The sequence below is a fragment of the Streptomyces sp. AC512_CC834 genome (genome assembly GCF_019049325.1).
Classification (GTDB): Bacteria; Actinomycetota; Actinomycetes; order Streptomycetales; family Streptomycetaceae; genus Streptomyces.
On record NZ_JAGMUO010000034.1, the window covers coordinates 100,852 to 125,956 of the forward strand.

Sequence of the window (25,105 nt, forward strand, 5' to 3'; positions counted from 1 at the left end):
GGCATGCCGGGAAGCGGGCGGGGCGCAGGCGGGAAGCAGTCGGGATGCGGGAAGGCCGGGGAGCCCGGAGCGGGGCCGTGCCGCGGCTCAGCAGCTCAGCAGCTCAGCAGCTCAGCAGCTCAGCAGCTCAGCAGCTCAGTGGCTCAGAGGCCGCTCCGCGACGTCAGGACGCGCGGACCGCTGTCCGTGATCGCCACGGTGTGCTCCACGTGCGCAGCCCGGCTGCCGTCGTTCGTGCGCAGGGTCCAGCCGTCGGGAGCCGCGTGGTAGTCGTCCCGCCCGCCGGCGGTCAGCATGGGCTCGATGGCGATGACCATGCCGTGCCGCAGGGGCAGTCCCCGTCCCGGCCGGCCCTCGTTGGGCACGCCCGGGTCCTCGTGCATGTGCCGGCCGATGCCGTGGCCGCCGAAGTCCTCCATGATGCCGTAGCCGCCCGCCCGGCACACCGTGCCGATCGCGTGGGCGATGTCGCCGATGCGATGACCGACGACCGCCGCCCCGATGCCCGCCTCGAGGGCCCGTTCCGCGGTCTCGATCAGCGTCGTGTCCGCCGCGCGCGGCGTGCCGACGACGAAGCTGAGCGCCGAGTCGCCGGCCCAGCCGTCCAGCGTCGCGCCGCAGTCGATGGAGACGAGGTCCCCGTCGCGCAGCCGGTAGCCGTCCGGGATGCCGTGCACGATCGCGTCGTTCACCGACGCGCAGATGACGCCCGGGAAGGGCGTCGGCGCGAAGGAGGGCCGGTAGCCGAGGAACGGCGAGCCCGCGCCCGCCTCCCGCAGTACCTCGTGCGCCACCGCGTCCAGCTCCAGCAGGGATACTCCGACGTCCGCGGCCTGCCGTACGGCGGTCAGGGCGCGCGCGACGACCTGGCCGGCCGCGTGCATGGCGTCGATCGATGTGTCCGTCTTCAGTTCCACCATGCCAATTACTATACCGGTATTTGAATTGGAATCGCGACGGGGTTGCGATGAGATCCGCGACCGGGTCCGGTACGGGAACCCGGTATTACAATGACGCCATGGTACGCACCCCTCTGACCCCCGAAGAGCGCGAGCGCGGCGAGCAGCTCGGCCGCCTGCTCCGCGCGGCCCGCGGCGAACGGAGCATGACGGCGGTCGCCGCCGAGGCCGGCATCTCCGCCGAGACCCTGCGCAAGATCGAGACCGGCCGGGCGCCCACCCCGGCGTTCTTCACGGTGGCCGCGCTGGCCCGCGCGCTGGGGCTGTCCATGGACGAGCTGGTGGGCAGGTGCGTGCCCGTACCCGCCTGAGGCGCCCGCACTCACCCACAGGAGTGCGAAACATGATCGACACCGCGCCTTGACGACGATGGTCTTGGCAAGCCCGTCCGGCCAGGCTTACGTTCGTCCCTCTACGGCCTGCTCTACGGGCGTAGAGGCTCTGACGTCGTGTCGAAGGAGCAGCTCATGGCCAACGTCGTACGTGCCGCTCTCGTCCAGGCCACCTGGACCGGCGACACCGAGTCCATGGTGGCGAAACACGAGGAGCACGCCCGCGAGGCGGCCCGGCGGGGCGCGAGGATCATCGGGTTCCAGGAGGTCTTCAACGCCCCCTACTTCTGCCAGGTCCAGGACCCCGGGCACTACCGCTGGGCCGAGCCCGTGCCCGACGGGCCGACCACCAGCCGTATGCGGGCCCTCGCCCGCGAGACCGGCATGGTGATCGTCGTCCCCGTCTTCGAGGTCGAGCAGCCCGGCTTCTACTACAACACCGCGGCCGTGATCGACGCCGACGGCACCGTCCTCGGCACCTACCGCAAGCATCACATCCCGCAGGTCAAGGGCTTCTGGGAGAAGTTCTACTTCCGCCCCGGCAACCTCGGCTGGCCGGTCTTCGACACCGCCGTCGGCAAGGTCGGCGTGTACATCTGCTACGACCGGCACTTCCCGGAGGGCTGGCGCCAACTCGGCCTCGGCGGCGCCCAACTGGTGTACAACCCGTCCGCCACCCACCGCGGCCTCTCCGCCCACCTGTGGCAGCTCGAGCAGCCCGCGGCGGCCGTCGCCAACGAGTACTTCGTCGCCGCGATCAACCGCGTCGGCGTCGAGGAGTACGGGGACAACGACTTCTACGGCACCTCGTACTTCGTGGACCCGCGCGGGCAGTTCGTCGGCGACCTCGCCAGCGACACCAAGGAGGAACTCGTCGTCCGCGACCTGGACTTCGACCTCGTCGACGAGGTCCGGCAGCAGTGGGCCTTCTACCGCGACCGCCGGCCCGACGCCTACGAGGGGCTGGTGCGGCCGTGACCCGTGACCTCTTCGCCCGCCACCGCGCCGTCCTGCCCGACTGGCTCGCCCTCTACTACGAGGACCCGCTGGAGATCACCCACGGCGAGGGCCGCCACGTCTGGGACGCGGCAGGCAACAAGTACCTCGACTTCTTCGGCGGCATCCTCACCACGATGACCGCGCACGCCCTGCCCGAGGTGACCAAGGCCGTCGCCGATCAGGCCGGGCGCATCATCCACTCCTCGACCCTCTACCTCAACCGGCCGATGGTCGAACTCGCCGAACGCGTCGCCCAGCTTTCCGGCATCCCCGACGCCCGCGTCTTCTTCACCACCTCCGGCACCGAGGCCAACGACACCGCCCTGCTGCTCGCCACCGCCCACCGGCGCAGCAACACCGTCCTGGCGATGCGCAACAGCTACCACGGCCGCTCCTTCAGCGCCGTCGGCATCACCGGCAACCGCGGCTGGTCCCCGACCTCCCTCTCCCCGCTCCAGACCCTCTACGTCCACGGCGGCGTCCGCACCCGCGGCCCGTACGCGCACCTGGGCGACCGGGAGTTCATCGACGCCTGCGTCGACGACCTGCTTGACCTGCTCGGCCACACCCGCGCCCCCGCCGCGCTGATCGCCGAACCCGTCCAGGGCGTCGGCGGCTTCACCTCCCCGCCCGACGGGCTGTACGCCGCCTTCCGCGAGGTGCTGCGCGAGCGGGGCATCCTGTGGATCGCCGACGAGGTGCAGACCGGCTGGGGCCGCACCGGCGAGCACTTCTGGGGCTGGCAGGCACACGGGAGAAGCGGACCGCCGGACATCGTCACCTTCGCCAAGGGCATCGGCAACGGCATGTCGGTCGGCGGCGTCATCGCCCGCGCCGAGATCATGAACTGCCTGGACGCCAACAGCATCTCCACCTTCGGTGGCACCCAGGTCACCATGGCGGCCGGCCTCGCCAACCTCACGTACCTGCTGGAGCACGACCTCCAGGGCAACGCCCGGCGCGTCGGCGGACTGCTCATCGAACGGCTGCGGGCCGTCGCCGCCCAGGTGCCGCACGTACGGGAGGTGCGCGGGCGCGGGCTGATGATCGGCGTCGAGCTGACCCGGCCCGGCACCGACGAGGCCGCACCCGAGGCGGCGTCCACCGTGCTGGAGGAGGCCCGCGCGGGCGGGCTGCTCATCGGCAAGGGCGGCGGCCACAGCACCAGCGTCCTGCGCGTCGCCCCGCCGATGTCCCTCACCGTCGCGGAGGCCGAGGAGGGCGCCGCGATCCTCGAACGCGCTCTGCGGAGCATCTGAGAACGCACGCGCCCCGCGGAGCGAACGAGAACGCACGCGCCCTGCGGAGCACCCGACCGCAGCGTCCCGAGCGCGCATCCCGAGCAGAGGAACCGCCGCCATGACCTCCACCCCGCAGACCCTGGACCAGCAGCCGCCCTGGGAACCCGCCCTGTCGGTCCGTCAGGTCCTCGGTCTCGAACGGGTGCTGGCCGGGCAGCCCGAGGTGGTGGCCGGCGCACACCGGCTCGACCGGCCCGTGCGCTGGGTGCACGTCGCCGAGGCCGCCGACGTCGGCGTGATGCTCAGCGGCGGCGAGATGGTGCTCACCACCGGCGTGCTGCTCGCCGGTGACGAGGACAAGCAAGGCGAGTACGTCCGCTCCCTGGACCGCGCCGAGGCCGCGGCCGTCGTGCTCGGCCTCGGCCGCGCCTTCCCCGCCCCGCCCGAGGTGATGCGCCGGGCGGCCGAGCGGTGCGGACTGCCCATGGTCGTCCTGCACCGGCCCTTCCCGTTCGCTGAGCTGACCGAGGAGGTGCAGTCCCGGCTGCTGCGGCGCAAGTTCGCCGCCGTCAGCCTCTCCGAGGCCGTACGCACCGAACTGACCGGACTGATCACCGCGGGCGCCCCGGTGCAGCGCCTGCTCGACGAGGTGGCCCGGCACGGCGGCTGCCCGGTCGTCGTCACCAACCTCGCCCACCGCGTCCTCGCCACGGCGGGGGAGCGGCCCGCCGTCGACGACGTGCTCCGCGACTGGGAGCGCATCGCCCGCCAGGCCGGGGCCGGGTCCGCCGACGGCTGGATCCGCGCCGAGCTGAGCTGCCGCGGCGAGCGCTGGGGGCGGCTGGTGCTGTGCGGCTACGGCGGGGACCGCGCCGCCGGACGGCTGCTCGCCGACCGCGCCGCCGAGGCCCTCGTCCTGCACCGCATGCTCGCCGGTGACGGCACCCACGTCCAGGGCTCCGGCGGCACGGGCGGCACGGGCGGCACGGGCGGCACGGGCGGCTCCTGGGACTCCTGGGAGGAGCAGTCCGCGCGGAGCCTGCTCACCGACCTGGTCAGCGGGGCCGTACCGGCGCGCCAACTGCTGTCCCGGGCCCGCGCCGCCGGACTGCCGGTCAACCGGCGCGTCTTCGTCCCCCTCGTCGTCCGCGAGCGGCAGCCCGCCCGCCCGGCCCGGGTGCTGCGGCTGCTGGGCCTGCCGGGAATCGCCGCGCGTCTCGCCGACGACCGCGTCGCCGTCCTGCTCAGCCTCGCCCCCGACCAGGACGCCAGGGCGCTGACCGCCCACTTCGCGACCCGGCTGCGCTCGGAACCGGACTCCTGCCACGCCGTGGTCGCGGCGGCCGACGCCCGCGCCGACTGGGCCGACGTACCCGCGGGACTGCGCGAGGCCCAGCACGTCGCCGACGCCGTCGCCGACTCCCCGGCACCCCTGGACCTGCCGCCCGTCGTGCGCCTGCGCGACATCCACCTGCGCGGCCTGGTCCGGCTGCTGCGCGACGACCCGCACGTCCAGTCCTTCGCCGAGCGCGAGCTGGACGGACTGCTGCGCGGCCCCGACGAGGACCTGCTGTCCGTGTTGCGCACCTACCTCGCCACCGGACGCAACAAGTCCCGCACAGCCCAGCTCCACCACGTCTCCCGGCCCGCCCTCTACCGCCGCCTGGAGGCCATACAGGGCCGCCTCGACGTCGACCTCGACGACTTCGAACAAGCCGCCTCCGTCCACATCGCGCTCCTCGCCCACGACGCGCAACAGGGGTGACACCGTGCAATGCCCGACCCCCGCAGACGTGACACCGTGCCACTCATTTCGGCCACCCGCCGTCCCTAGTCTCGCCGTACACCGAGCGCCACACCGAGCGCCACACCGAGCGCCACACCGAGCGAATCGAGCGAGTGGAGGCCGAAGATGAGCCGAGTGATCCGTGCCGCGCTCTTCCAGACCGCCTGGACGGGCGACAAGGAATCGATGATCAAGGTCCACGAGCAGGCGGTGCGCGACGCCGCCGCCCAGGCCGCACAGGTCATGTGCTTCCAGGAACTGTTCTACGGACCGTACTTCTGCCAGGTCCAGGACCCCGAGTTCTACGCCTACGCCGAACGCGTCCCCGACGGCCCCGTAGTCGAGCGCTTCCAGCGCCTCGCCCGCGAGCACGGCATCGTCCTGGTGCTGCCGATGTACGAGGAGGAGCAGCCCGGCGTCCTCTACAACACCGCCGCCGTCATCGACGCCGACGGCTCCTACCTCGGCAAGTACCGCAAGACGCACATCCCGCAGGTGCGGGGCTTCTGGGAGAAGTTCTACTTCCGCCCCGGCAACTCCGGCTGGCCGGTCTTCGACACCGCCGTCGGCAGGATCGGCGTCTACATCTGCTACGACCGGCACTTCCCGGAGGGCTGGCGGGCACTGGGCCTGTCGGGCGCCGAGGTCGTCTTCAACCCGTCGGCCACCTCGCGCGGCCTGTCCGGCTACCTGTGGCAGTTGGAGCAGCCGGCGGCGGCCGTCGCCAACGAGTACTTCGTCGGCGCCATCAACCGCGTCGGCGTGGAGGAGCTGGGCGACAACGACTTCTACGGCACCTCGTACTTCGTCGACCCCGAGGCGCGGTTCGTCGGCGAGGTCGCGAGCGACAAGGAGACCGAACTCGTCGTCCGCGACCTGGACATGGACAAGCTGCGCGAGGTCCGCGACCGCTGGCAGTTCTACCGCGACCGCGCTCCGGGCGCGTACTCCCCGCTGACCGCGCCCTGACCACCGTGACGTCGACCCGACCGGTGCCCCTGACAGGAGGGAACAGCAGTATGAGCAGCCGTACCGTCATCCGCGGTGGCCTCGTCATCACCGCGTCCGACGAGATCCACGCCGACGTCCTGATCGAGGACGGCCGCGTCGCCGCCCTCGCGGCGACCGGCACCCCGGCGGCCGAGGCGTTCACCGCCGAGCACGTCGTCGACGCGAGCGGCAAGTACGTCATCCCGGGCGGCGTCGACGGGCACACCCACATGGAGATGCCCTTCGGCGGCACCTACGCCGCCGACACCTTCGAGACCGGCACCAGGGCCGCCGCCTGGGGCGGCACGACCACCATCGTCGACTTCGCCATCCAGAGCGTCGGCCACTCCCTGCGCGAGGGCCTGGACGCCTGGCACGCCAAGGCCGAGGGCAACTGCGCCGTCGACTACGGCTTCCACATGATCGTCTCCGATGTGAACGCCGAGACACTGAAGGAGATGGATCTCCTCGTAGAAGAAGGGGTCACGTCGTTCAAGCAGTTCATGGCGTACCCCGGCGTCTTCTACTCCGACGACGGCCAGATCCTGCGCGCCATGCAGCGCGCCGCCGACAACGGCGGCCTGATCATGATGCACGCCGAGAACGGCATCGCGATCGACGTCCTGGTCGAGCAGGCCCTCGCCCGCGGCGAGAGAGACCCCCGCTTCCACGGCGAGGTCCGCAAGGCCCTCCTGGAGGCCGAGGCCACCCACCGCGCCATCCGGCTCGCGCAGGTCGCCGGGGCGCCGCTGTACGTCGTGCACGTCTCGGCGACGGAGGCGGTCGCGGAGCTGACCCGCGCCCGCGACGAGGGTCTCCCCGTCTTCGGCGAGACCTGCCCGCAGTACCTGTTCCTGTCCACCGACAACCTCGCCGAACCCGACTTCGAGGGCGCCAAGTACGTGTGCAGCACCCCGCTGCGCCCGCGCGAGCACCAGGCGGCCCTGTGGCGGGGCCTGCGCACCAACGACCTCCAGGTCGTCTCCACCGACCACTGCCCCTTCTGCTTCGTGGGCCAGAAGGAGCTGGGCCGCGGCGACTTCTCCAAGATCCCCAACGGCATGCCGGGCGTCGAGAACCGCATGGACCTCCTCCATCAGGCCGTCGTCGAGGGCCGCATCAGCCGCCGCCGCTGGATCGAGATCGCCTGCGCCACCCCGGCCCGCATGTTCGGCCTCTATCCGAAGAAGGGCACCATCGCGCCCGGCGCCGACGCCGACATCGTCGTCTACGACCCGGACGCCGAACAGGTCGTCTCCGCCGAGACCCACCACATGAACGTCGACTACTCGGCGTACGAGGGCAAGCGGATCACCGGACGCGTGGAGACCGTGCTCTCGCGCGGCGAACCGGTCGTCACCGAGCGGGAGTACACCGGGCGCAAGGGCCACGGCGTCTACACCCCACGCTCCACCTGTCAGTACCTGAACTAGTCAGTACCTGAACTAGGAGCCCCGCTCATGGACTTCGGACTCGTCCTGCAGACCGACCCGCCGGCCTCCCGCGTCGTCAGCCTGATGCAACGGGCCGAGCGCAACGGCTTCGGCCACGGCTGGACCTTCGACTCCGCCGTGCTGTGGCAGGAGCCGTTCGTGATCTACAGCCAGGTCCTGGCCAACACCAGCACACTCAAGATCGGCCCGATGGTCACCAACCCGGGCACCCGCACCTGGGAGGTGACCGCCTCCACCTTCGCCACCCTCAACGACATGTTCGGCAACCGCACCGTCTGCGGCATCGGCCGCGGCGACTCCGCGATGCGGGTCGCGGGCCGCAAACCCAACACCCTCGCCCGGATAAGCGAAGCCATCAAGGTCATCCGCGCGCTGGGCAGGGGAGAGGAGGCCGACCTCGGCGGCGGCACCGTCGTCAGGTTCCCCTGGGTGAAACCGGGCGCCGAAGTCCCCGTGTGGATGGCGGCGTACGGCCCCAAGGCGCTGAAGATGACCGGCGAGGAGGCCGACGGATTCATCCTCCAGCTCGCCGACCTCTACCTGACCGAGTACATGGTCAAGGCCGTCCGGGACGCCGCCGAGGCCGCCGGACGCGACCCGTCCGAGGTGACGATCTGCGTGGCGGCCCCCGCCTACGTCACCGCCGACGACTCGCCCGAGGCCCTCGCCCACGCGCGTGAGCAGTGCCGCTGGTTCGGCGGCATGGTCGGCAACCACGTGGCCGACCTGGTCTCCAAGTACGGCGCCCACACCGGCGCCGTACCCGACGAACTCACCGACTACATCAAGGCCCGCGAAGGCTACGACTACGCCCACCACGGGCGCAGCGGCAATCCCGACACCCGGTTCGTGCCGGACGAGATCGTCGACCGGTTCTGCCTGATCGGGCCGGTCGAGAAGCACATCGAGAAGCTGACCGCCCTGCGCGCCCTCGGCGTCGACCAGTTCGCGCTGTACGACATGCACGACGCGCAGGAAGCCGTGATCGACACCTACGGCACGCAGGTCATCCCGGCCGTCAACGCCTGATCCGACTCCCCCTCCCACCCCGGGGAGGGGGAACAGGGCGCACCCGCGCACCCTCGGTACCACCCGCGCACGCCTCGGTACACCACCCGCGCCCCCTCGTTACCGCCCGCACGGCCTCTCCCGCTCTCCCGTCCCACCGCCGCATGATTGGCCTGCCCATGACCGACACCGCGCCCACGGCCATACCGCCGTCCGTCCAAGTCACCCTCCCCGACGGGCGCGTGGAGCTCGCCCCGAGCTCCCCGCCGCCGAGCGGCCGCTACGCCAACGACGACCTGCTGCCGGTTCCCGTCGGCAAGCGCACCTGGACCACGTACAACTTCTCCGCGCTGTGGGTCGGCATGGCCCACAACACGGCCTCCTGGACCCTCGCCTCCGGTCTCATCGCCGTCGGCATGGACTGGAAGCAGGCGGTGTTCACCATCGCCCTGGCCAACCTGATCGTGCTCGCCCCGATGCTGCTCACCGGGCACGCGGGCCCGAAGTACGGCATCCCCTTCCCGGTGTTCGCCCGCGCCTCCTTCGGCATCCGGGGCGCCAACCTGCCCGCCGTGGTACGGGCGTTGGTGGCATGCGGCTGGTTCGGCATCCAGACCTGGATCGGCGGCGAGGCCATCTACTTCCTGGCCGGCAAGCTGATCGGCGACGGCTGGACCAACGCCGGCACGGTCGGCGGCTACGCCTGGACGATGTGGCTGTCCTTCGCGATCTTCTGGGCGATCCAGGTCGCCATCATCTACCGAGGCATGGAGACCATCCGCCGCTTCGAGAACTGGGCCGCGCCCTTCGTCCTCGTCGGCGCCTTCGTGATGCTGTGGTGGATGGCCGACAAGGCGGGCGGGTTCGGCCCGCTCTTCGACCAGCCGTCGAAGCTGGGCTGGGGCGCCGACTTCTGGGAGCTGTTCTGGCCCTCCCTGATGGGCATGATCGGCTTCTGGTCCACGCTGTCCCTCAACATTCCGGACTTCACCCGCTACGGAAAGAGCCAGAAGGCCCAGACCCGCGGCCAGGCCCTCGGACTGCCCACCACCATGACGCTGTTCGCGTTCCTGTCCGTGATGGTCACCTCCGGCTCACAGGCGGTCTACGGCGAGGCCATCTGGGACCCGGTACAACTCGCCGCCAAGACGGACAACGTGGTGGGGCTGCTCTTCGCGCTGGTGACCATCCTGGTGGCGACCCTCTCCGTGAACATCGCCGCCAACCTGGTCTCACCGTCCTTCGATTTCTCCAACGTCGCCCCGCGCAAGGTGAGTTTCCGGTCGGGCGCGCTCATCACGTCCGTCCTGGCGGTACTGATCTGCCCGTGGAAGCTGTACTCCGACCCGCAGGGCTACATCTTCACCTGGCTCGGCCTGGTCGGCGGGCTGCTCGGCACGGTGGCCGGCATCCTGATCGCCGACTACTGGATCCTGCGCCGCGCCCGCCTCGACCTCGTCGACCTGTACCGCGCGGGCGGACGCTACTGGTACGAGGGCGGCTGGAACTGGCGGGCCGTCCTCGCCTTCGTCGTCGGCGGTGTCCTGGCCATCGGCGGCGCCGACTTCCACCCCTTGATCGACGGCCGACCGCTGCCGTTCCTCGAACCGCTGGCCGACTACGGCTGGGCGGTGGGCCTGGGCACGGCCCTGGCGCTCTACCTGGCGCTGATGCTGCTGCCTGTCACCCGGCCGGGTGTCGAGGCGGCCCGCCCCGCTGCTCAGCCCTGACCGTCCTGCAAGGCGGCCACGGCCTCCCTGGCCGCCTTGAGGGCGCCCCTGCTGACCTCCGTCGTACCGGGCGCCTTCTTCGACGCGAAGCCGGCCGCTGCACGTGACTACCACCAGAGCGTTCGCGTATGCCTGTGTTCAGCCGAGACGGAGGAGGTGCAGCATCAAGAGCGCGGCGTCGGCGTCGGTGGATCGGATCTCGTCGCGCTCGTTCAGGTCGGGGACGGTGGCCAGTGGGACCCACACGCGGCGGGCCGACTCGAAGACGTCGCTGGGACCGGCCCGACGGGCGTCAGCGTCTGCATGATCACGGCCACGGAGAACAGGGCTCAGGGCGGTCTGGACACCCAGTTCTTCCGAGCTGAGCGTGTCCTCGACGGAGACCCCTTCAGAGTCACCGTTTCCTGTGGCAGGCTTTCACCCGGAGCTATGCCGTACCAGCCGGGATTTCCCATGAGCGCCGCACACGACGTGTACGTCCCCGAAGGCACTTTCGGTGTTCTCGACGCCGGAGAAATCTCTGTTCAGACGGTGGACTGGAGCAACGGATTCGCCGTCCCCATGTCACACGGGGCTCTTATAGTCACGGGAATCCATACCGGCGAGATCCGGGCAACCGCAACCCCTGTGACCGGCCCACCACCCGGGCCCGCAGATGCCCTCTGGGAAGAAATCGTGGAAGTCAGCGTGCATGCTCCCACGGGCAGCCTGTGGGTCGAATCCCTTGAGCAGGGCCCGGTCGACGGTCTTGCCCTCCTCAGCACAGTGGGCCCGGGCTGCTACCGGCTCCGCGTCCACGCGCGAGGCCGCGGCACCCTCCCGGACAAGACCAGTCCCGAACCGGTGGAGGACTACCTCGTGATGGCCTGGCCCGCGCCGTGGGCCGACGCGGACATCCTGCGCACGAGCGACCGCCTGGAACACGACCTCGCTCACGCGGCCGGCGCGCCCCAGCCGCAACCGCCCGCTCCCGCACGGAGCAAGGAGCAGGAGAAGCTCCGCCGGCGCCTTCTGCGGGGGTAGCCGATCTCCGGGGCATCGGACCCCGCAGGGGCCTGGCAACGCAGGGATACTGCTGCTGTGTTGTTGACGTGGATTGCCGAGGTGGCGGACGAGCCCCTGGTGCTGGAGCTATCTGACCGTCGGGTGGAGTGGGAGACCAATACCTGGTCGCTGGGTGCGGCGGACGAGGACAGGAGGTCGTTGTCCGCCGCCGAGGTGGTGGCTGCGTTCGAGCGGACCGCTGCAGCCATCCAGGAGCGCATTCTTGGACTGGACTTCTCCGAGGCGGTGACGTTCTACGTGTGGCACGACGAACAGGCCCGGAAGCTCCGGTGCTCGACCGGTTCCGTGACCCCGGACGCGTTGCCGTTCGGCGGTATCTATGTGGCTTCCGACGACCTCGGTCCGATCGTCGAGGGCTTTTTGGCAGACAACGGGCCCGGCTCCGTCGCGTGGTCGGACCTGGAAGACGAGCAGAGTCGCTCGGAGCAGACCGAGACCGAGGCGGAGACCGCACCCTTCCATGTCTGGGTCAGCAGTGTCGGAGCCTCACACTGACTGGTCCTACCTGTCCACGCGGACAAGGCGGCGGTGACAGATGAGGGTTACGGCTATGCCGACGAAGGCGAGGAAGTGCTCGGGCTTGCGTTCGTAGCGGCGGTGTAGGCGTCGGCAGCCGGCCAGCCAGGAGATAGTTCGTTCGACAACCCGACAGCGAATCCTGCAAGCCCAGCAGGATTTGAAGGACCCGGGCCTCACCGTTGTAGGAGCCGACCGGACCAGTCCGAGCGGCAGCACACTGAGACTGCGCGCATCGACGCAGTCGAGACCCGCATGACCAGCGTCGAGCGGAAGCAGCGGGCGGCCGCGGGCGCTGTCGGTGTCCTGTGCATGGCGCCGGCTACCTCATGCAGTACCTGATCCCGTAGTACCAGGAAGACCCTGCACGGCCCCCGTCCTCCCCAACGGGCCACTTCGTCATGCCGTCGGCAGTTGCAGCAGCATCGCGTCGTAGAGCGGAGCGTCCGGGAACGGCATGACCTCGCCGAAAGGCTCGTAGCCCCATGCCTCGTACAGGGCCCGCACCTTCGGGTGGTCGCGCTCGACGAGCAGCGTCGCACGGTCTTCGGTGCGGCCGCGCAGCAGCTCGTCGTGGACACGACGCGCGATGCCGGTGCCGCGTACGGTGACGGTCACCATGAGCTCCGACAGGGCGAAGGTCCGGTGCCCGGTCTCCTCCGTCGCACCGTCGGCGACGGGGGTGCGCAGACCGTTCCACCAGCGCGTCGTCGCCTGCAAGGTGCAGCCGTAGGCGTAGCCGATCGGCCGGCCGCCGCACCACCCGACGACTGCCGCGAACCCTGGGACATCGGTGTTCCAGCCGAGCCGTTCGTCGAAGCGGGCCAGCGAGTGGAACTCCTCGCCGAGCCGGTCGGCGTAGACCTCGGCGTACACCTCGAGCAACTGCGGCCGGATGTCCGTCAGCCCTGCCGCATCCCGGCGCTCGAGCCGCAATTCGTCGTCCATTCCTCACGCTCCGTTGCGTCGCGTTCGTTCCACGAAGTCCTGCGCCACAGGAACATGGGCGTGCCGCTGTAGCTGCTGACGCAGATCAGCGATCTTCCCCCGGACCCGGTCGCTCTGCACGCGCTCAGCAAGGCCGACCGCGCGCCCGGCTTGGGCCGTGGCCTCTTCGATGTCGCCGCCATCGAGGAGGGCCTGCGCGCGCTGGACGGTGTAGTAGACGCGGTTGCGTTCGAAGCGCGGCTCGAGCATGCCGAGCGCAGACGCGGTGAGCTCCTCGGCGCGGCCGTACTGGCCGAGCGCGTGATGGGCGGCACCGGCGAGACCGGTGATCTCGGCAGGAGTGAGGAACGTCAGCCAGGCCACCGGCTCGCCCTGGGCGCGGTCGAAGGAGGACTCGGCCCGAGCCAGGGACCGCTGCGCGCGGATACGCTCGCGGGTGCGGGCGTGACCGACTGCCTGCCGACAGTGCAGCAGCGCCATGAGCCATGGGTCCGCTTTGGCCTGCCGTGTCTCGACTGCGGCCCGGCCGATGCGTACGGCCTCCTGGTCCCGGCCGAGAAGCCGCGCCTGCATGGCCAGGTTGGACCAGACGCGGGCCTGCAGCATCCCGTCCGAGGCCAGCATGCCCGCCTGCAGGGCCTCGCTGTAGAGGCGGGTGGCCTCATCTTGGCGGCCGGCGTCATACGCAAACCAACCAGCGCTGGCCGCCAGGTCCCCGACCGCTGAGTAGAGCAGCCGTTCCACTCGCTCACCGTAGGCGCAGTGGTTGAGGGCAAGTTGCACGCGTGCCAGCGCATCGGCCGCGGCGTCGTGCAGGGCGCCGCCGCCGAGAGCGTGGTCGTGGTGGTAGAGGGTGGGGACAATGGCGCGGATACGTTCGACATCGCTGGTGCCCAGCCGTCCCTGGGCGGGGATCGTGTCCAGGCCGAGAGCGGTGGCGAGGCCGGCCGCGATGAACTCGCGTCGCCTCACAGGGCGGTGCTCCTTCACGGGGGCCGACCGCCGCGGCGGAGGCAGCACCCGAGACGACTTGCGCGGGATGAATCCCATAGCCTCCGGACTCCGGCCGAAAATCTCCTGCAAGGGCAGAAGGTAGCGTGCCCACGGCCATTGCACCTCGCCGCGGACCCACCGGCGGACGTGCCGGTCTGTGCACTGAGCTGCCTTGCCGAACAGGTTTTCGGCGACCTGATTGACCTCGTCGGCGAGCTGCGCCTGCGTGAATCCGAACTCGGTCAATAACGCCTCGAGCTTGTGGTTCCGCTGCTTGCCCACGGCGACCCCCGTGTCCGCTGTCGAGTCCTTCGACGGTAGCCTTGTGGCCGCCGTCCGTTGAGTAGAACTGTCCGGTCGGCCGTAGGTAACTGCCCCCGATTCCGTCCTGATGGGCAACCGGACACTTCGGGTTTGCTCATGGCATGGACAGAGACCGCGTATTACGGCCCGTCGAGACGGGCCCCGGCCTGCTGGTACGCTCCACAGCCGATCGGCAGCGGGCCGTAGAGCACTGGCTGCTGTCGACGCTCCATGACCAGGGCCGTGACCGCGCTCGGATGGAGTGGCAGCAGCACGGGGTCACGCTGCTGCCGCTGGGCACGCTGTTCTCCGCGGTGCGCCTGCCTCAGCGCTTGGTGCTCGCCGTCGCCAGTGGGGACGGTCCGTCGGCCGAGGTCGACGCCTTCCTTGGCGAGGCGCTCGGCGGCGGGCCGGTCATCTGTGACCCGGGCGGCCGGCGGTACTACGCCCTCGTCCCGGCCAGCATGCCCACCACGTGGCACCAGACGGCCGACGACTGGCGTGTGGGGGACGTGGAATGCCTCGGCCGTGACACGTACCTCGGCGTGCCGCGCGTCGACCACACCGAGTTCGACCGGCGAACGTACGCGTCGTACTGGTCGGTGCCGATGCCGTCGATGGCCACGCTCTGCGCACCGCTCGCGATCGCCCGGCTCATCGCAGCCGGCCAGCACGAGCTGGCCCTGCAGGATCCCGACGAGGAGTCGCCGGCGTGAAGCGGGACCCCCGTCTGTACATCTGCCTCGGCGCCCTGGCGGTGCTGGCCGGACTGCTGATCTGGGGCATCGCCACTTGCGGCTGCTGATCAGCCGTCCACAAGCCCCCGCCCGGGCTCCGGCCCGGCCGGTAGTCACCAACCCACCAAGCAGGAAGGCGATTGAGATGACGTTGCCTGTTGTCCCCTTGGGCTTCGCGTGGCTCGAGGTCACGGGGCGCTGCAATCTGGAGTGCGTCCACTGCTATGCGAACTCCACGCCGCGCGGCACGCACGGCACCATGACCGTCGTCGATTGGACGGACACGATCACTCAGCTCGCAGCCATGGGCACAAGCGATGTCCAGTTCATCGGCGGCGAGCCCGTGCTGCACCCGCACCTCGAGCAGTTGATCGTCAACGCCCGGACGGCCGGCCTCACGGTTGAGGTGTTCTCCAACCTCATGACCGTGAGTGAGGATCTGTGGCACGTCTTCACGGAGTACGACGTCAGGCTGGCGACGTCGTACTACTCCGACACCGCCGCCGACCACGACGCCGTGACCGACCGGAAGGGCTCACACGCCCGCACCCGGGACAACATCCAGCGCGCACAGGAACTGGGCCTCACCCTCCGCGGCGGGGTCATCCAGGTACGCCCCGAGCAGCGCGCCCTCCAGGCGCAGCAGGACCTCGAGGACCTTGGCCTCACCGTCGTCGGGGCCGACCGGACGCGCGCGTTCGGACGGGCCAGCCGAGGAGCGGCCCCGACGATGGCCGATCTGTGCGGGCACTGCGCCGACGGGAAGGTGGCGATCGGCCCGGACGGCGACGTCTGGCCGTGCGTCCTCGGCCGGTTCATCAGCCTCGGCAACGTCAAGCAGACGCCGATCGCAGACATCTGGTCCGGGCCGGTCACGCGCCGGGCCCGCTCCGAGATCCAAGCTGCGCACGGGAACCTGCCCGCGCAGTCCTGCACGCCGCCTCAGTTCCTCCCCATGTGCGGGCCGTGCGGTCCGTGCGTGCCGTCCGTGGGGCACTGCGACCCACGGATAGCCGACGAAACGGGCGCTACGATCGGCACTCCGGCCGGAGACTGACCGAAAGGGCGACGATCATGGAGCGCACCGAGGAAGAGTGGGCACGCATCGCAGGGTACGTGCGCCACACCCTGAACAAGCTGGCGCCGCAGCCCCTGCCGCTGTGCCTGCCCGACGAACCGCAGGCCTGCGGGAAGGACGCGCGCGAGCACGTGCTGCTTTGGTCGGCCGAGCTGAAGGCCGTGGCGCACAACCTGATCGAGACGTCGGCGCCCACACGTGAGGACGCGGTGCACTACTCCGGGCCGTTGTACCGGCAGACCCTCGAGTCGCTGCGTGAGCGGCGAGTCGCCTAGGGGTGTGTTGCAAGAGCGGATCAAGGTCCCGGTAATCGAGTGCGAGGGCACAGCCGGACTGGCATACTCCGCGCGGTGACAACCCACCACAGCCCCAGCCCGTCCCTGATCACCGGCGCACGCGACGCCGAACTCAACGAACGTCTGACTGCCGAACTCATCGCCTTCAACACGGCTGCAACAGGTCCGGCCGATCGCGACATGTTTTCAGTCAAGGTCACCGATGAAGCAGGTGAGCTAATCGGCGGATTGGCTGCCTGGACCTGGGGTGGTTTGTGTGGCATCGAACTGCTGTGGGTGCGCGAGGACGACCGCAGGGGTGGATGGGGCAGCAGGATCCTGCATGCTGCCGAGGCCGAGGCCCAGCGACGCGGCTGTGATCGCGTAGCTGTCTCTTCCTTCACCTTCCAGGCCCCCGACTTCTACCAGCGGCACGGCTATGTCGAGACCGGCCGAACCCTGGGCATTCCCGGCGGACATGCGGACGTGCACATGTTCAAGCCGCTGGCGTCAGGGCTCACGGCCTCGGACGAGGCGTGAACGCCGGCCTCACAGTCACTCATTGATCACGGCGATCAGCACGGTGGCTTCGTAACGGACGGCGAGCTGGTCGTACCCTGTCGCCGCGCGGACTCGAGCGGGGCGGACGCGTGGCAGACCTGGTCGGATACGGGGCACGCGGACGTTCTCCAGCACCGATTCGAACCGCGGCGAGTCCCCGCGCTGCCCTGCTGTGATCACGATCGACATGGGTTTCTGGCCTTGCTCGACGGCCAGGTGCAGCTTGGTGGTGAATCGGTCGCGTGAGCGTCCCAGTCCGTGGTCGCCAGGTTCGGTGAAGACACCGCCCAGTGGTTCCTTCTGCAGGTCACCCCGCTTGCGGGCCTCGGCCGCATGCTGATGGGCGCGGCACACGGTGGAGTCGATGCTCAGATCCCGCGTGACCAAACCCTTCGCGTCGAAGCCGGAATCAACTCAGGGGTTGTCTCTCTTGAGTCGGTCTTGCCGGTCCGGGGCGGTCGCTACCGGCACGATGCGGCGGCCGGACCGGCCCCGCCACTCAGCTCTGACCGTCCTGCAAGGCCGCCACCGCTTCCTTCGCCGCCTTGATGGCACCCTTGTTGATCTCAGTCGTACCGGGTGCCTTCTTCGACTCGAAGTCACTGCCGTTGTACGTGATCATCACCAGGGCGTTGGACGCGCGGACCAGCACGGTTCCCTCGCGCGTCTGCTGCTTGTCCTCGGTGGTGAGGTTCACCACGGAGTAGGCCGCGTCGCCGAGGTCCGGCACCTCGCCTCCGCCGCTGCGGTCGGCGACCCGCTCCTTGTACGACTTCTGCGCCGCCTCGTCCGTCTCCATCACCTCGAAGGAGACGTCGAGCCAGCGGTAGTCGTAGCCCTTGAGCGCGTTCCAGGAACAGGTACGGCGCACCTTGGTGTCCGTGGACGGGATCTCCTTGCCGGCCGCCTTGGCACCCGGCACCAGTGAGGTGACCGTCTTCTCGGCCAGGCTCTCGCACGGTGCCGGGGAGGCGGGGTAGGTCTTCGGCGCCGCCTGCGTCGCCGGTGCGGAAGCGGACTTGTTGGTGGTGTCGGGCGGCGTCTTGTCCTTCGCGGCCGGTGACGTGTCCGGCCCGGACGACAGCGCCCAGCCCGCCGTGGCGAGTACGGCGACCGGTGCCAGACGGGCGGTCAGGGCGAGCGGCAGGGGAAGAGAACGCACGGCGCACTTCTCGTGGGGGATGGTGCGGAGAGGGTCCGCACTGCGGACGGGACGCCAGTGTCACACGAGTCCCCGTGGGGCGGAAGGGCGAACTCGGTGCGTGGCCGCGCGGTGACGCAGACGAACGGCGGTCATGAGTCACATCCCCCGCCCGCATCCGTACCCCGGTGTCCGTGGCGTGCGGGAGCAGCGCCGCCTCAGGTTCGGCGAGCCGGCCTGCAGGGACGGGGCGGCCCGGGTAGCGCGACCGCAGGAGGTCGACGGCGTCCCGGACGCCCCGGCTCCCAGAACGCCTCCACGGTGACCGGGGCGACCGTCACCTCCGGTACCCGGCCTCGGCCTGGCGGGAGTTGGCGGCGAGCGTCACGAGGTATCCCCGAGTTGCTGGGTGGCGGGTGCGGACAGGGCGCTCTCGATGCGGTCGACGGCGGCGAACGCGCCGTACGCGACCAGGTGCACCAGGCAGTGGTCGGTGTGCTCGGGCCGGCGCCACGCGGCCACGTCCGCGTCCGTGATCCGGTACGGCGCCAGCGCGGCCAGCAGCGCCAGCCGTGCGCCGGGCCGCTCCCTCCGGGAGGGGAACGGGTCCGGTGCGGCGGGCGGGTGCGAGCCGTCCCAGTCGCGCAGGGTGGCGCGTACGAGGTTCTGGTCGTCGGTGTCCGGGAGACCGGCGCCCGTCGTGGCGGTGGCGCTCAGCGCCGCGTACGCCGGGCCGACCGGCGTTCCCGCCGCCCACGCCGGTCCCCGGCCGGGATCGTCCAGCAGGGGCAGGGAGGTGCCGGGCGCGGCGGGACGACGCACGGCGCGGGACAGCGACCGGCCCGCCAGGCTCCGTACCGGACGCAGCCGCTGTGCGTCGGCCGGGAGCAGGTTCTCGGTCACCAGGGACGACACGACGCGGTTGATGAAGTGGGAGGCCAGCACCGTGCCGAGGTAGCCGGGGGCCTCCTCGGACGGGAACGGGTACGGCTCCCGCGCGGCGCCCGGGACGCGGGTGCTCCGCGCCCAGTCGAGCACGCGCGCGTGCTGCTCGTCCGCCGGCTCCTGACCCCGGGCCAGCCGCTCGGCCAGCCCGTGGTCGCCGGTGGCGTGCAGCAGCATGGTGTGCGCGTCCACGCAGAACCGGCACTTGTTGGCCTGCGACACCCCGAAGGCGGCGACCTCCTTGCCGGTCCGGCCGCCGGGGCCGGCGATCAGGGACTCGCGCATCAGCGCCCAGGCCGGGGCGACGAGTGCGGGTGCCGAGGAGAGCACGACGAACGGGGCGGGTTCGGGGATGCCGAAGTCCCGCGCGGCCTGTGCGTAGACCTCGGCGACGCGTCCGGTGGCCGCCTTCGGAGGCAGCGGTTCGGTGTGACGGAAGGGTGTGGGCATGGACAGCAGCGTGCGCCGCCGGGGTGCCCGAAGTCGTCGTACGGCCGGATGCGGTCGGCGCTGCGCCGCCGGGGCCCGGTCGGCGGGCCCACTACTTCGCCGGGAGTAGTCCACAAGCCGTCCACAGGACCGACGCGGCTGTCGGCGGGGCCGTCTAGGGTGCGGACATGAGTGGGCGTCAAGTCGATCGCGGACGAGTCGCCGACGTGGTCCTCGCGGCCGTGGTCGGCGCCCTCGGCATGGGAGTCGCCGCCTTCGACGAGGGCACCACGGCGCTCGACCACACGCTCATCGCCCTCGCCTCGGCCGCGCTCGCCTTCCACCGCGCCGCCCCGCGCGCCGTGCTGGCCGTCGCCACCGTGCTGGGCACGGCCTACGTCGTGCACGCGCACCCGGGGCCGCTGTCCGCCCTGCCCGTCCTGGGCGCCGTGCACACCGCGGCCCGGGTCGGGCACCGGGGCGTCGCGGCGGCCGGCGGCGCGGTGTTCCTGGCCGGGTACGTGGCCACCGGACCCGGCACGCAGAACGTGGCGGAGCGGGCCGGGCTGCTCGCCGGGTGGTTCCTGTGTGCCGTGGTGACCGGGCTCGCCGACCGCAACTGGCAGGCGTATCTGCGCCAGACCGAACAGCGCGCCCTGGAGGCGGAGCGCACCCGCGAGGAGGCGGCCCTGCGCCGCGCCGGGGAGGAACGGCTGCGCATAGCCCGCGAGTTGCACGACTCGCTCACGCACAGCATCTCCATCGTCAAGCTCCAGGCAGGTGTCGCCGTCCACCTCGCGCGCAAGCGCGGCGACGAGGTGCCGCCCGCGCTGCTCGCCATCCAGGAGGCCAGTGGCGAGGCGATGCGCGAACTGCGCTCCGCCCTCCAGGTGCTGCGCGCCGACGAGCCGAGTGGCACCCCGGCCCTGCTCGTGGAGCGGGCCCGGGCGGCGGGACTCGCCGTCGACCTGGCCGTCACCGGAAACGAGCGCCCGCTGCCCCGGGCCGTCGACCGGGCCGCCTACCGCATCGTGCAGGAGGCCCTCACCAACGCGGCGCGGCACGCCGGACCCGCGAAGGTGCGGGTCCGCCTCGGCTACGGCACGGGAGAGGCGGGGGAGTTGACGATAGACGTGGACGACGACGGAGCCGCCGATCCGGCCCGCCCACCGGTGCCGGGCACCGGCCTGACCGGCATGCGCGAGCGCGTGGCGGCACTCGGCGGCACCCTGCGCGCCGCCCCGCGCACGGAGGGCGGCTTCTCGGTGCGGGCACGGCTGCCGCTGGGGGAGACGGTATGAGCGGCGTCGTCCGGGTCGCGCTCGTCGACGACCAGGCGCTGATGCGGGCCGGCTTCCGGGCCCTGCTCGACGCCGAGGAGGGCATCGAGGTGGTCGGCGAGGCCGCCGACGGGGAGCAGGGCGTGGCCCTGGTGCGGGACCAGGTGCCCGACGTGGCACTGGTCGACGTACAGATGCCGGTGATGACGGGCATCGAGGCGACCCGCCGCATCGCCGCCGACCCGGCCCTCGCCGCCGTACGCGTCGTCATCCTCACCAACTACGGCCTCGACGAGTACGTCTTCGAGGCGCTGCGGGCGGGAGCCAGCGGCTTCCTCCTGAAGGACACCGAGCCCGCCGACCTCCTCCAGGCCATCGAGGTGGTGGCGCACGGCGAGGCCCTGCTCTCCCCGTCGGTCACCCGCACTTTGATCGGCGAGTTCGTCTCCCGGCCCCCGGACCGGTCCACCGCGCCCGGCCTGGACCGCCTCACCCGCCGCGAACGCGAGGTCACCGGGCTCGCCGCCCGCGGCCTGAGCAACGAGGAGATCGCCGCCCACATGGTGATCAGCCCGCTGACCGCCAAGACACACATCAGCCGCGCGATGACCAAGCTCGGTGCCCGCGACCGGGCCCAACTCGTGGTGTTCGCCTACGAGTCGGGGCTGGTCGCGGTGCGCGGCACGGCGTAGACCGGGCCTGGGCGCGTCAGGGCACCCGTGCGGTCCACTCGGCGGAGGAGATCATCCGCTCGGTCGCGGCCTCGCGCGCCCGATGCGCGGCACCTCAAGCATCTTGTGCGCGTCGATCGTGTTGCCGGGCTCCACGCAGGTCGGACGGCGAAGACCTGCGGGCTCTACGGCACTCGTGCGGTCCACTCCTCACTGCTGAACTTGGTGGCGGCGAGCTCCTCCGCGCGGTTCATCTCTTCCGGGGTGATGTGTCCCTGGGTGAGCCCGTAGCGGTTGCGGAAGGAGGCGATCATGTTCTGGATCACCTGCTCCCGGGCGATGCCCGTCTGGCGGCGGAGTGGATCGACGCGCTTCTTGGCGCTCCTGGTGCCCTTGTCGGACATCTTCTCCTTGCCGATGCGCAGGACCTCGAGCATCTTGTCGGCGTCGATGTCGTACGACATGGTCACGTGATGCAGGACGGCTCCGGGGCCACCGTCGGGTCCGACCATTCGCTTCTGGGCGGCACCAGCGACTTTCCCGGCATCGGTGGCGATGTCGTTGAGGGGCTGGTACCAGGCCTTGATGCCCATGTCGCCGAGTGCGCCGAGCACCCAGTCGTCGAGATAGGCGTAACTGTCGGCGAAGGAGAGGCCCGACACCAGTGCCTCCGGCACGGACAGGGAGTACGTGATCGTACTCATGGGCTCTACGAACATGGCTCCGCCACCGGAAATGCGGCGTACCACGGACATGCCGTGCTTCGCGATCCCTTCGGGGTCCACCTCGTTGCGCAGCGACTGGAAGCTGCCGATGATCACGGCAGGGGAGGCCCACTCCCAGACCCGCAACGTCGGTGCCCGTCGCCCGGCGGCCACCTCGGCGGTGAGGACCTCGTCCAGTGCCATATGCAGGGCTGGGGCCTGCGGCTCCATGTGCACCAACTGCCACTGGTAGTCGCCCCACTCGGTCGCGTGGCCCAGCGCTCGCCGAACGGCGATGCCGATGCCCTCCGCGGTCAGTCCGAGCATGACGGTCGACTCCGGCAGCGCCGCCGTGATGCGGGCCGCAAGGTCTGTGGCGTCTGTGGAAGAGGGGGCGCCCTCCAGGGCGTTGTTGATCGAGACGATCGCCTCGTCGGGCTCGAGGAAGAAGTCCCCGGCGACTGTCACATTGCGGAGGGCACCTTCCTCGACATCCAGATCCACGACAACGAGCTTGCCGCCGGGCACCTTGTATTCGCCATGCACGGCTTCGTTCCCTTCCACCGCGCGCCGTGGATCCTGGGCCTGATCCCCGGACATCCGTACAGGCGCGCACATGCTTCGTATCGCACCATAGTGCCCGCTCACGACGAGCGGCTGCGGGGCGCGATTCCGCTGGAGCGGTATCGGACGTGCGACCGTCGGACCGGTCGTTCGTCCGGCCTGCGCCAGATCGTCGGCCGGGGAGGGCGCCGCCCATGTCTCCTTGCCGGTTCCGCGTCTCGGCCCGCCCGTCCCGGGCCCATGCCGACCGCACCGGGCAGACACCACCGCATCCTGCGGGCCCACTCCCTGGCACAGCGCGCGCTGCCGGGAGCCCGGTATCTGCTCGCGCCGTGGATCGCGGGGGCGGGGCGGCGAGACCTGCTGCGTCCCGACGTAGCCGCACACGACCTCGACGTCTCGGCACGTCAACCGAGGGAGGCGACCGGAGGCGCCGCCCTCCTGGCCCGGTCCCGGCTCGCGTGCGTGAACCTCTGGGACTTCGCAGACCAGCGGCTCCCGCAGGGCGGCGGAGAGGCGGTGTGGTCCTGCTCCCGGGCCGTCACCCGGCGTGGCTGCAGCGAGGTGCCCGTGCACCTGCGCGCAGATGGACCGGATCCCGCCCGCGTCGTGGCCCGGGCCCGCGACACGGCCGCGCGCAGCCGATTCGGCCGGCACGTCGTGGCAGGCGCCCGCCGGCTTTCCCCGAAGGGCGACAGGTACGTCCTCACGGCGGGCAGCAGGGCGGAGACCGGCCGTCTGGCGACCGGGGAGGACGTGCCCGCCGTTCCCACCCTCGCCGACCCGGACCGCCCGTGAACCCGGCAGGAGTGGCGGGCGGCTGTCGGACACGATGGTGAACCACGTGGGCAAGAGCGCCCTTCTGCCGGTCGCCGAGCAGGGTCCGGACGTCCGCCCTTGCGGTATTCCGGCGGAGAAGCGCCGGCGCGTGTCGGATACTGGGTACAGGGCGGAAGCGACAATGCTGACGGAACTGCGCGGGCACCTGGGGCAAGCCCTCTTCGAGCGGGTTGCGGGCCCCGAAGGACCGGCTGCCCGGGCTCGGATCCACGACACACCGGGCCCACGCTGGTTCGATCCCGACCGGCCGATCCGCATCGTCCACGGCGACGCCTCGATGTTCATCGGCGGGATCAGCGCCCTGCTGCTGCAGTCCCTGCATCCGCTTGCCATGGCGGCCGTCGCCGCGCACTCCGGCTTCCGTGGCGACCCGTGGGGCCGACTGCAACGCACCAGCACCTTCCTCGCGGTCACCACATACGGCACCGCCGAGGACGCGCAGCGAGCGGTCGACCACGTCCGCAGCATCCACGAGCGCGTCCGCGGGACCTCGACCGAGGGTCTGGCGTATCACGCCGCCGATCCGCACCTGCTCGGGTGGGTGCACGCGGCCGAGACGGACAGCTTCCTTCGTGCTCATCAGCGTTACGGGGCTCGTCGGCTCGACGCCGCCGACTATGACGCCTACGTGGCCGACACCGCGCGGATCGCCGAGGCCCTGGGAGTGATCGACCCGCCTCGGGACCGCCGGGGCCTGTCCGAGTGCCTGTCCGCCTACCGGCCGGAACTGCGGGCCACCGCCGAGGCCAGGGCCGCCGCACGTTTCCTGCTTCTTCGGCCGCCGATTCCTCTGGCGGCCCGGCCTCTCTACGCCGGGCTCGCCGCGAACGGCGTCGCCCTGCTCCCGCGGTGGGCCCGAGACCTGCTGTGGCTGCCACGCCTCCCGGTTGTCGAGGACATCGCTGTACGGCCGGTCGGCCACGCGCTGACACGAGCCATTCGCTGGGCCATGACCCCGCCGCCTCGGCCGCGAAGCCAATGACCGGCACCCCAACTGCACAGCGGTCGGTGTCGTCTCAGTCCTGACCCGCCCTGCGGGGCGGGCTTGAGCCCGCCGAACGGCGCGCTCCCCCCGCGCGGGCCTGTCGAACCCCTCGGACGACGGCGGCCCCGGCGAGCAGGGCGAGGACGAGGCGGATCAAATCGACGGTGATGTGGTCGGCCCGCCCCTCACCGGCCCGCCCCTCACCGGCCCGCCCCTCACCGGTCCGCATCGCGTCCGGCCTGTGTCCGGCTGTACGCGGGGACGGTGCGGCAGCGTCCTGGGTCCGGCACATCTCGTGCGTGATCCGCTGCCAGACCTGCTCCGGAGGCGCTACCGGCAGGTCCGACGCCTCGACGCCGCGTGCGGCTGCGACGACACGTGCCAGCCGGTTCAGTTCGTTGCTGCAGCGCGCGCAGTTCGCGATGTGCCGCAGGACGCGGACGTCGTCGGAACTCGAGACCTGGTGCCCCAGCGCGAGTTCCACCAGAGCGGCGGGCTCCACGTGTGCCACCGTTCCCTCCTCGTTCCACAGGTGTGCGCATGACCGGGGCCGTCGGTACCGGGCCGACCG

26 protein-coding genes and 1 pseudogene are annotated in these 25,105 nt (G+C 71.0%); 18 read left to right on the forward strand and 9 right to left on the reverse strand.

The window, feature by feature from the left end; genetic code table 11:
• Nucleotides 1-143: 143 nt before the first annotated feature.
• A complete protein-coding gene (gene map / locus KUM40_RS13780) occupies nucleotides 144-920 on the reverse strand; it encodes a type I methionyl aminopeptidase (protein ID WP_217166129.1) in 777 nt (258 codons plus the stop codon).
• Nucleotides 921-1,018: 98 nt separating this feature from the next.
• Between map and KUM40_RS13785 the strand changes: the two genes are divergently transcribed.
• From KUM40_RS13785 to KUM40_RS13830, 10 genes are all read left to right on the forward strand, one after another.
• The gene (locus KUM40_RS13785; protein ID WP_217166131.1) at nucleotides 1,019-1,270 is read left to right on the forward strand and encodes a helix-turn-helix domain-containing protein; all 252 of its coding nucleotides are present in this window, start codon (nucleotides 1,019-1,021) and stop codon (nucleotides 1,268-1,270) included.
• Between the two features lie 156 nt (nucleotides 1,271-1,426).
• A complete protein-coding gene (locus tag KUM40_RS13790; protein ID WP_217166132.1) occupies nucleotides 1,427-2,269 on the forward strand; it encodes a nitrilase-related carbon-nitrogen hydrolase in 843 nt (280 codons plus the stop codon).
• Nucleotides 2,266-3,549 carry an aspartate aminotransferase family protein gene (locus KUM40_RS13795; protein ID WP_217166133.1) on the forward strand — a complete coding sequence of 428 codons (1,284 nt, stop codon included), beginning with the start codon at nucleotides 2,266-2,268 and terminating at the stop codon, nucleotides 3,547-3,549. Before KUM40_RS13790 ends, KUM40_RS13795 begins: the two co-directional genes overlap by 4 nt.
• Nucleotides 3,550-3,649: 100 nt before the next feature.
• Nucleotides 3,650-5,296, forward strand: coding sequence for a PucR family transcriptional regulator (locus KUM40_RS13800; RefSeq protein WP_217166135.1), 1,647 nt, complete (start codon nucleotides 3,650-3,652; stop codon nucleotides 5,294-5,296).
• Nucleotides 5,297-5,443: 147 nt separating this feature from the next.
• Nucleotides 5,444-6,286 (forward strand): nitrilase-related carbon-nitrogen hydrolase, encoded by an 843-nt coding sequence (locus KUM40_RS13805; protein ID WP_217166137.1) that lies wholly within the window; start codon nucleotides 5,444-5,446, stop codon nucleotides 6,284-6,286.
• A 50-nt stretch (nucleotides 6,287-6,336) separates the two neighbouring features.
• Complete coding sequence (gene hydA / locus KUM40_RS13810; RefSeq protein ID WP_217166138.1) at nucleotides 6,337-7,740, forward strand: dihydropyrimidinase; 1,404 nt, start codon at nucleotides 6,337-6,339, stop codon at nucleotides 7,738-7,740.
• Nucleotides 7,741-7,767: 27 nt separating this feature from the next.
• Nucleotides 7,768-8,790, forward strand: coding sequence for a TIGR03842 family LLM class F420-dependent oxidoreductase (locus KUM40_RS13815; RefSeq protein ID WP_217166140.1), 1,023 nt, complete (start codon nucleotides 7,768-7,770; stop codon nucleotides 8,788-8,790).
• Nucleotides 8,791-8,948: 158 nt separating this feature from the next.
• Nucleotides 8,949-10,499: an NCS1 family nucleobase:cation symporter-1 gene (locus KUM40_RS13820; RefSeq protein WP_217166141.1), complete on the forward strand. Its 1,551-nt coding sequence runs from the start codon at nucleotides 8,949-8,951 to the stop codon at nucleotides 10,497-10,499.
• Nucleotides 10,500-11,186: 687 nt separating this feature from the next.
• Complete coding sequence (locus tag KUM40_RS13825) at nucleotides 11,187-11,522, forward strand: hypothetical protein (RefSeq protein WP_217166143.1); 336 nt, start codon at nucleotides 11,187-11,189, stop codon at nucleotides 11,520-11,522.
• Nucleotides 11,523-11,603: 81 nt separating this feature from the next.
• Nucleotides 11,604-12,059, forward strand: a complete 456-nt coding sequence (locus KUM40_RS13830) for a hypothetical protein (protein ID WP_308401136.1) — start codon at nucleotides 11,604-11,606, stop codon at nucleotides 12,057-12,059.
• Nucleotides 12,060-12,065: 6 nt separating this feature from the next.
• Here KUM40_RS13830 and KUM40_RS13835 read toward each other — a convergent pair.
• The 3 genes and pseudogenes from KUM40_RS13835 to KUM40_RS13845 form a co-directional block, all read right to left on the reverse strand.
• A pseudogene (locus tag KUM40_RS13835) lies at nucleotides 12,066-12,209 on the reverse strand (IS5/IS1182 family transposase); the annotation flags it as partial.
• Between the two features lie 270 nt (nucleotides 12,210-12,479).
• Nucleotides 12,480-13,028: an N-acetyltransferase gene (locus KUM40_RS13840; protein WP_217166146.1), complete on the reverse strand. Its 549-nt coding sequence runs from the start codon at nucleotides 13,026-13,028 to the stop codon at nucleotides 12,480-12,482.
• Nucleotides 13,029-13,031: 3 nt separating this feature from the next.
• The gene (locus KUM40_RS13845) at nucleotides 13,032-14,303 is read right to left on the reverse strand and encodes a hypothetical protein (protein WP_217166148.1); all 1,272 of its coding nucleotides are present in this window, start codon (nucleotides 14,301-14,303) and stop codon (nucleotides 13,032-13,034) included.
• Between the two features lie 143 nt (nucleotides 14,304-14,446).
• Here KUM40_RS13845 and KUM40_RS13850 point away from each other — a divergent pair, with 143 nt between their 5' ends.
• From KUM40_RS13850 to KUM40_RS13865, 4 genes are all read left to right on the forward strand, one after another.
• Complete coding sequence (locus tag KUM40_RS13850; RefSeq protein WP_217166150.1) at nucleotides 14,447-15,040, forward strand: hypothetical protein; 594 nt, start codon at nucleotides 14,447-14,449, stop codon at nucleotides 15,038-15,040.
• Nucleotides 15,041-15,206: 166 nt separating this feature from the next.
• The gene (locus KUM40_RS13855; RefSeq protein ID WP_217166152.1) at nucleotides 15,207-16,118 is read left to right on the forward strand and encodes a radical SAM protein; all 912 of its coding nucleotides are present in this window, start codon (nucleotides 15,207-15,209) and stop codon (nucleotides 16,116-16,118) included.
• 17 nt (nucleotides 16,119-16,135) lie between these two features.
• Nucleotides 16,136-16,414: a hypothetical protein gene (locus tag KUM40_RS13860; RefSeq protein WP_217166153.1), complete on the forward strand. Its 279-nt coding sequence runs from the start codon at nucleotides 16,136-16,138 to the stop codon at nucleotides 16,412-16,414.
• A 75-nt stretch (nucleotides 16,415-16,489) separates the two neighbouring features.
• Nucleotides 16,490-16,954, forward strand: coding sequence for a GNAT family N-acetyltransferase (locus tag KUM40_RS13865; RefSeq protein ID WP_308401137.1), 465 nt, complete (start codon nucleotides 16,490-16,492; stop codon nucleotides 16,952-16,954).
• A 15-nt stretch (nucleotides 16,955-16,969) separates the two neighbouring features.
• Here the strand turns inward: KUM40_RS13865 and KUM40_RS13870 are convergent, their stop codons facing one another.
• The 3 genes from KUM40_RS13870 to KUM40_RS13880 all read right to left on the reverse strand — a co-directional run bounded on the left by KUM40_RS13870 (nucleotide 16,970) and on the right by KUM40_RS13880 (nucleotide 19,511).
• Nucleotides 16,970-17,362 carry a transposase gene (locus KUM40_RS13870; RefSeq protein WP_374227380.1) on the reverse strand — a complete coding sequence of 131 codons (393 nt, stop codon included), beginning with the start codon at nucleotides 17,360-17,362 and terminating at the stop codon, nucleotides 16,970-16,972.
• A 112-nt stretch (nucleotides 17,363-17,474) separates the two neighbouring features.
• Nucleotides 17,475-18,137, reverse strand: coding sequence for a hypothetical protein (locus tag KUM40_RS13875; RefSeq protein WP_217166154.1), 663 nt, complete (start codon nucleotides 18,135-18,137; stop codon nucleotides 17,475-17,477).
• A 363-nt stretch (nucleotides 18,138-18,500) separates the two neighbouring features.
• Nucleotides 18,501-19,511 (reverse strand): carboxymuconolactone decarboxylase family protein, encoded by a 1,011-nt coding sequence (locus tag KUM40_RS13880; protein ID WP_217166155.1) that lies wholly within the window; start codon nucleotides 19,509-19,511, stop codon nucleotides 18,501-18,503.
• A 167-nt stretch (nucleotides 19,512-19,678) separates the two neighbouring features.
• Between KUM40_RS13880 and KUM40_RS13885 the strand changes: the two genes are divergently transcribed.
• Both KUM40_RS13885 and KUM40_RS13890 read left to right on the forward strand, forming a co-directional pair.
• Nucleotides 19,679-20,791 carry a sensor histidine kinase gene (locus tag KUM40_RS13885; protein WP_217166157.1) on the forward strand — a complete coding sequence of 371 codons (1,113 nt, stop codon included), beginning with the start codon at nucleotides 19,679-19,681 and terminating at the stop codon, nucleotides 20,789-20,791.
• Nucleotides 20,788-21,462, forward strand: coding sequence for a response regulator transcription factor (locus tag KUM40_RS13890; RefSeq protein ID WP_217166159.1), 675 nt, complete (start codon nucleotides 20,788-20,790; stop codon nucleotides 21,460-21,462). Before KUM40_RS13885 ends, KUM40_RS13890 begins: the two co-directional genes overlap by 4 nt.
• A gap of 164 nt (nucleotides 21,463-21,626) precedes the next feature.
• Here KUM40_RS13890 and KUM40_RS13895 read toward each other — a convergent pair whose 3' ends face one another.
• Nucleotides 21,627-22,691: a biotin/lipoate A/B protein ligase family protein gene (locus KUM40_RS13895; RefSeq protein ID WP_217166160.1), complete on the reverse strand. Its 1,065-nt coding sequence runs from the start codon at nucleotides 22,689-22,691 to the stop codon at nucleotides 21,627-21,629.
• Between the two features lie 258 nt (nucleotides 22,692-22,949).
• Between KUM40_RS13895 and KUM40_RS13900 the strand changes: the two genes are divergently transcribed.
• Nucleotides 22,950-23,507: a hypothetical protein gene (locus tag KUM40_RS13900; RefSeq protein WP_217166161.1), complete on the forward strand. Its 558-nt coding sequence runs from the start codon at nucleotides 22,950-22,952 to the stop codon at nucleotides 23,505-23,507.
• A gap of 163 nt (nucleotides 23,508-23,670) precedes the next feature.
• Nucleotides 23,671-24,531: an oxygenase MpaB family protein gene (locus KUM40_RS13905; protein ID WP_217166163.1), complete on the forward strand. Its 861-nt coding sequence runs from the start codon at nucleotides 23,671-23,673 to the stop codon at nucleotides 24,529-24,531.
• A 34-nt stretch (nucleotides 24,532-24,565) separates the two neighbouring features.
• Here KUM40_RS13905 and KUM40_RS13910 read toward each other — a convergent pair whose 3' ends face one another.
• A complete protein-coding gene (locus KUM40_RS13910; RefSeq protein WP_217166164.1) occupies nucleotides 24,566-25,045 on the reverse strand; it encodes a hypothetical protein in 480 nt (159 codons plus the stop codon).
• Nucleotides 25,046-25,105: the final 60 nt, after the last annotated feature.

Excerpts from the sequence above, each read along its gene's own strand:
- map (WP_217166129.1), bottom strand. The coding sequence starts at position 920 with ATGGTGGAACTGAAGACGGACACATCGATCGACGCCATGCACGCGGCC.
- KUM40_RS13785 (WP_217166131.1), top strand. The coding sequence starts at position 1,019 with ATGGTACGCACCCCTCTGACCCCCGAAGAGCGCGAGCGCGGCGAGCAG.
- KUM40_RS13790 (WP_217166132.1), top strand. The coding sequence starts at position 1,427 with ATGGCCAACGTCGTACGTGCCGCTCTCGTCCAGGCCACCTGGACCGGC.
- KUM40_RS13800 (WP_217166135.1), top strand. The coding sequence starts at position 3,650 with ATGACCTCCACCCCGCAGACCCTGGACCAGCAGCCGCCCTGGGAACCC.
- KUM40_RS13805 (WP_217166137.1), top strand. The coding sequence starts at position 5,444 with ATGAGCCGAGTGATCCGTGCCGCGCTCTTCCAGACCGCCTGGACGGGC.
- hydA (WP_217166138.1), top strand. The coding sequence starts at position 6,337 with ATGAGCAGCCGTACCGTCATCCGCGGTGGCCTCGTCATCACCGCGTCC.
- KUM40_RS13815 (WP_217166140.1), top strand. The coding sequence starts at position 7,768 with ATGGACTTCGGACTCGTCCTGCAGACCGACCCGCCGGCCTCCCGCGTC.
- KUM40_RS13820 (WP_217166141.1), top strand. The coding sequence starts at position 8,949 with ATGACCGACACCGCGCCCACGGCCATACCGCCGTCCGTCCAAGTCACC.
- KUM40_RS13840 (WP_217166146.1), bottom strand. The coding sequence starts at position 13,028 with ATGGACGACGAATTGCGGCTCGAGCGCCGGGATGCGGCAGGGCTGACG.
- KUM40_RS13850 (WP_217166150.1), top strand. The coding sequence starts at position 14,447 with ATGGACAGAGACCGCGTATTACGGCCCGTCGAGACGGGCCCCGGCCTG.
- KUM40_RS13855 (WP_217166152.1), top strand. The coding sequence starts at position 15,207 with ATGACGTTGCCTGTTGTCCCCTTGGGCTTCGCGTGGCTCGAGGTCACG.
- KUM40_RS13860 (WP_217166153.1), top strand. The coding sequence starts at position 16,136 with ATGGAGCGCACCGAGGAAGAGTGGGCACGCATCGCAGGGTACGTGCGC.
- KUM40_RS13880 (WP_217166155.1), bottom strand. The coding sequence starts at position 19,511 with ATGCCCACACCCTTCCGTCACACCGAACCGCTGCCTCCGAAGGCGGCC.
- KUM40_RS13885 (WP_217166157.1), top strand. The coding sequence starts at position 19,679 with ATGAGTGGGCGTCAAGTCGATCGCGGACGAGTCGCCGACGTGGTCCTC.
- KUM40_RS13890 (WP_217166159.1), top strand. The coding sequence starts at position 20,788 with ATGAGCGGCGTCGTCCGGGTCGCGCTCGTCGACGACCAGGCGCTGATG.
- KUM40_RS13900 (WP_217166161.1), top strand. The coding sequence starts at position 22,950 with ATGCCGACCGCACCGGGCAGACACCACCGCATCCTGCGGGCCCACTCC.
- KUM40_RS13905 (WP_217166163.1), top strand. The coding sequence starts at position 23,671 with ATGCTGACGGAACTGCGCGGGCACCTGGGGCAAGCCCTCTTCGAGCGG.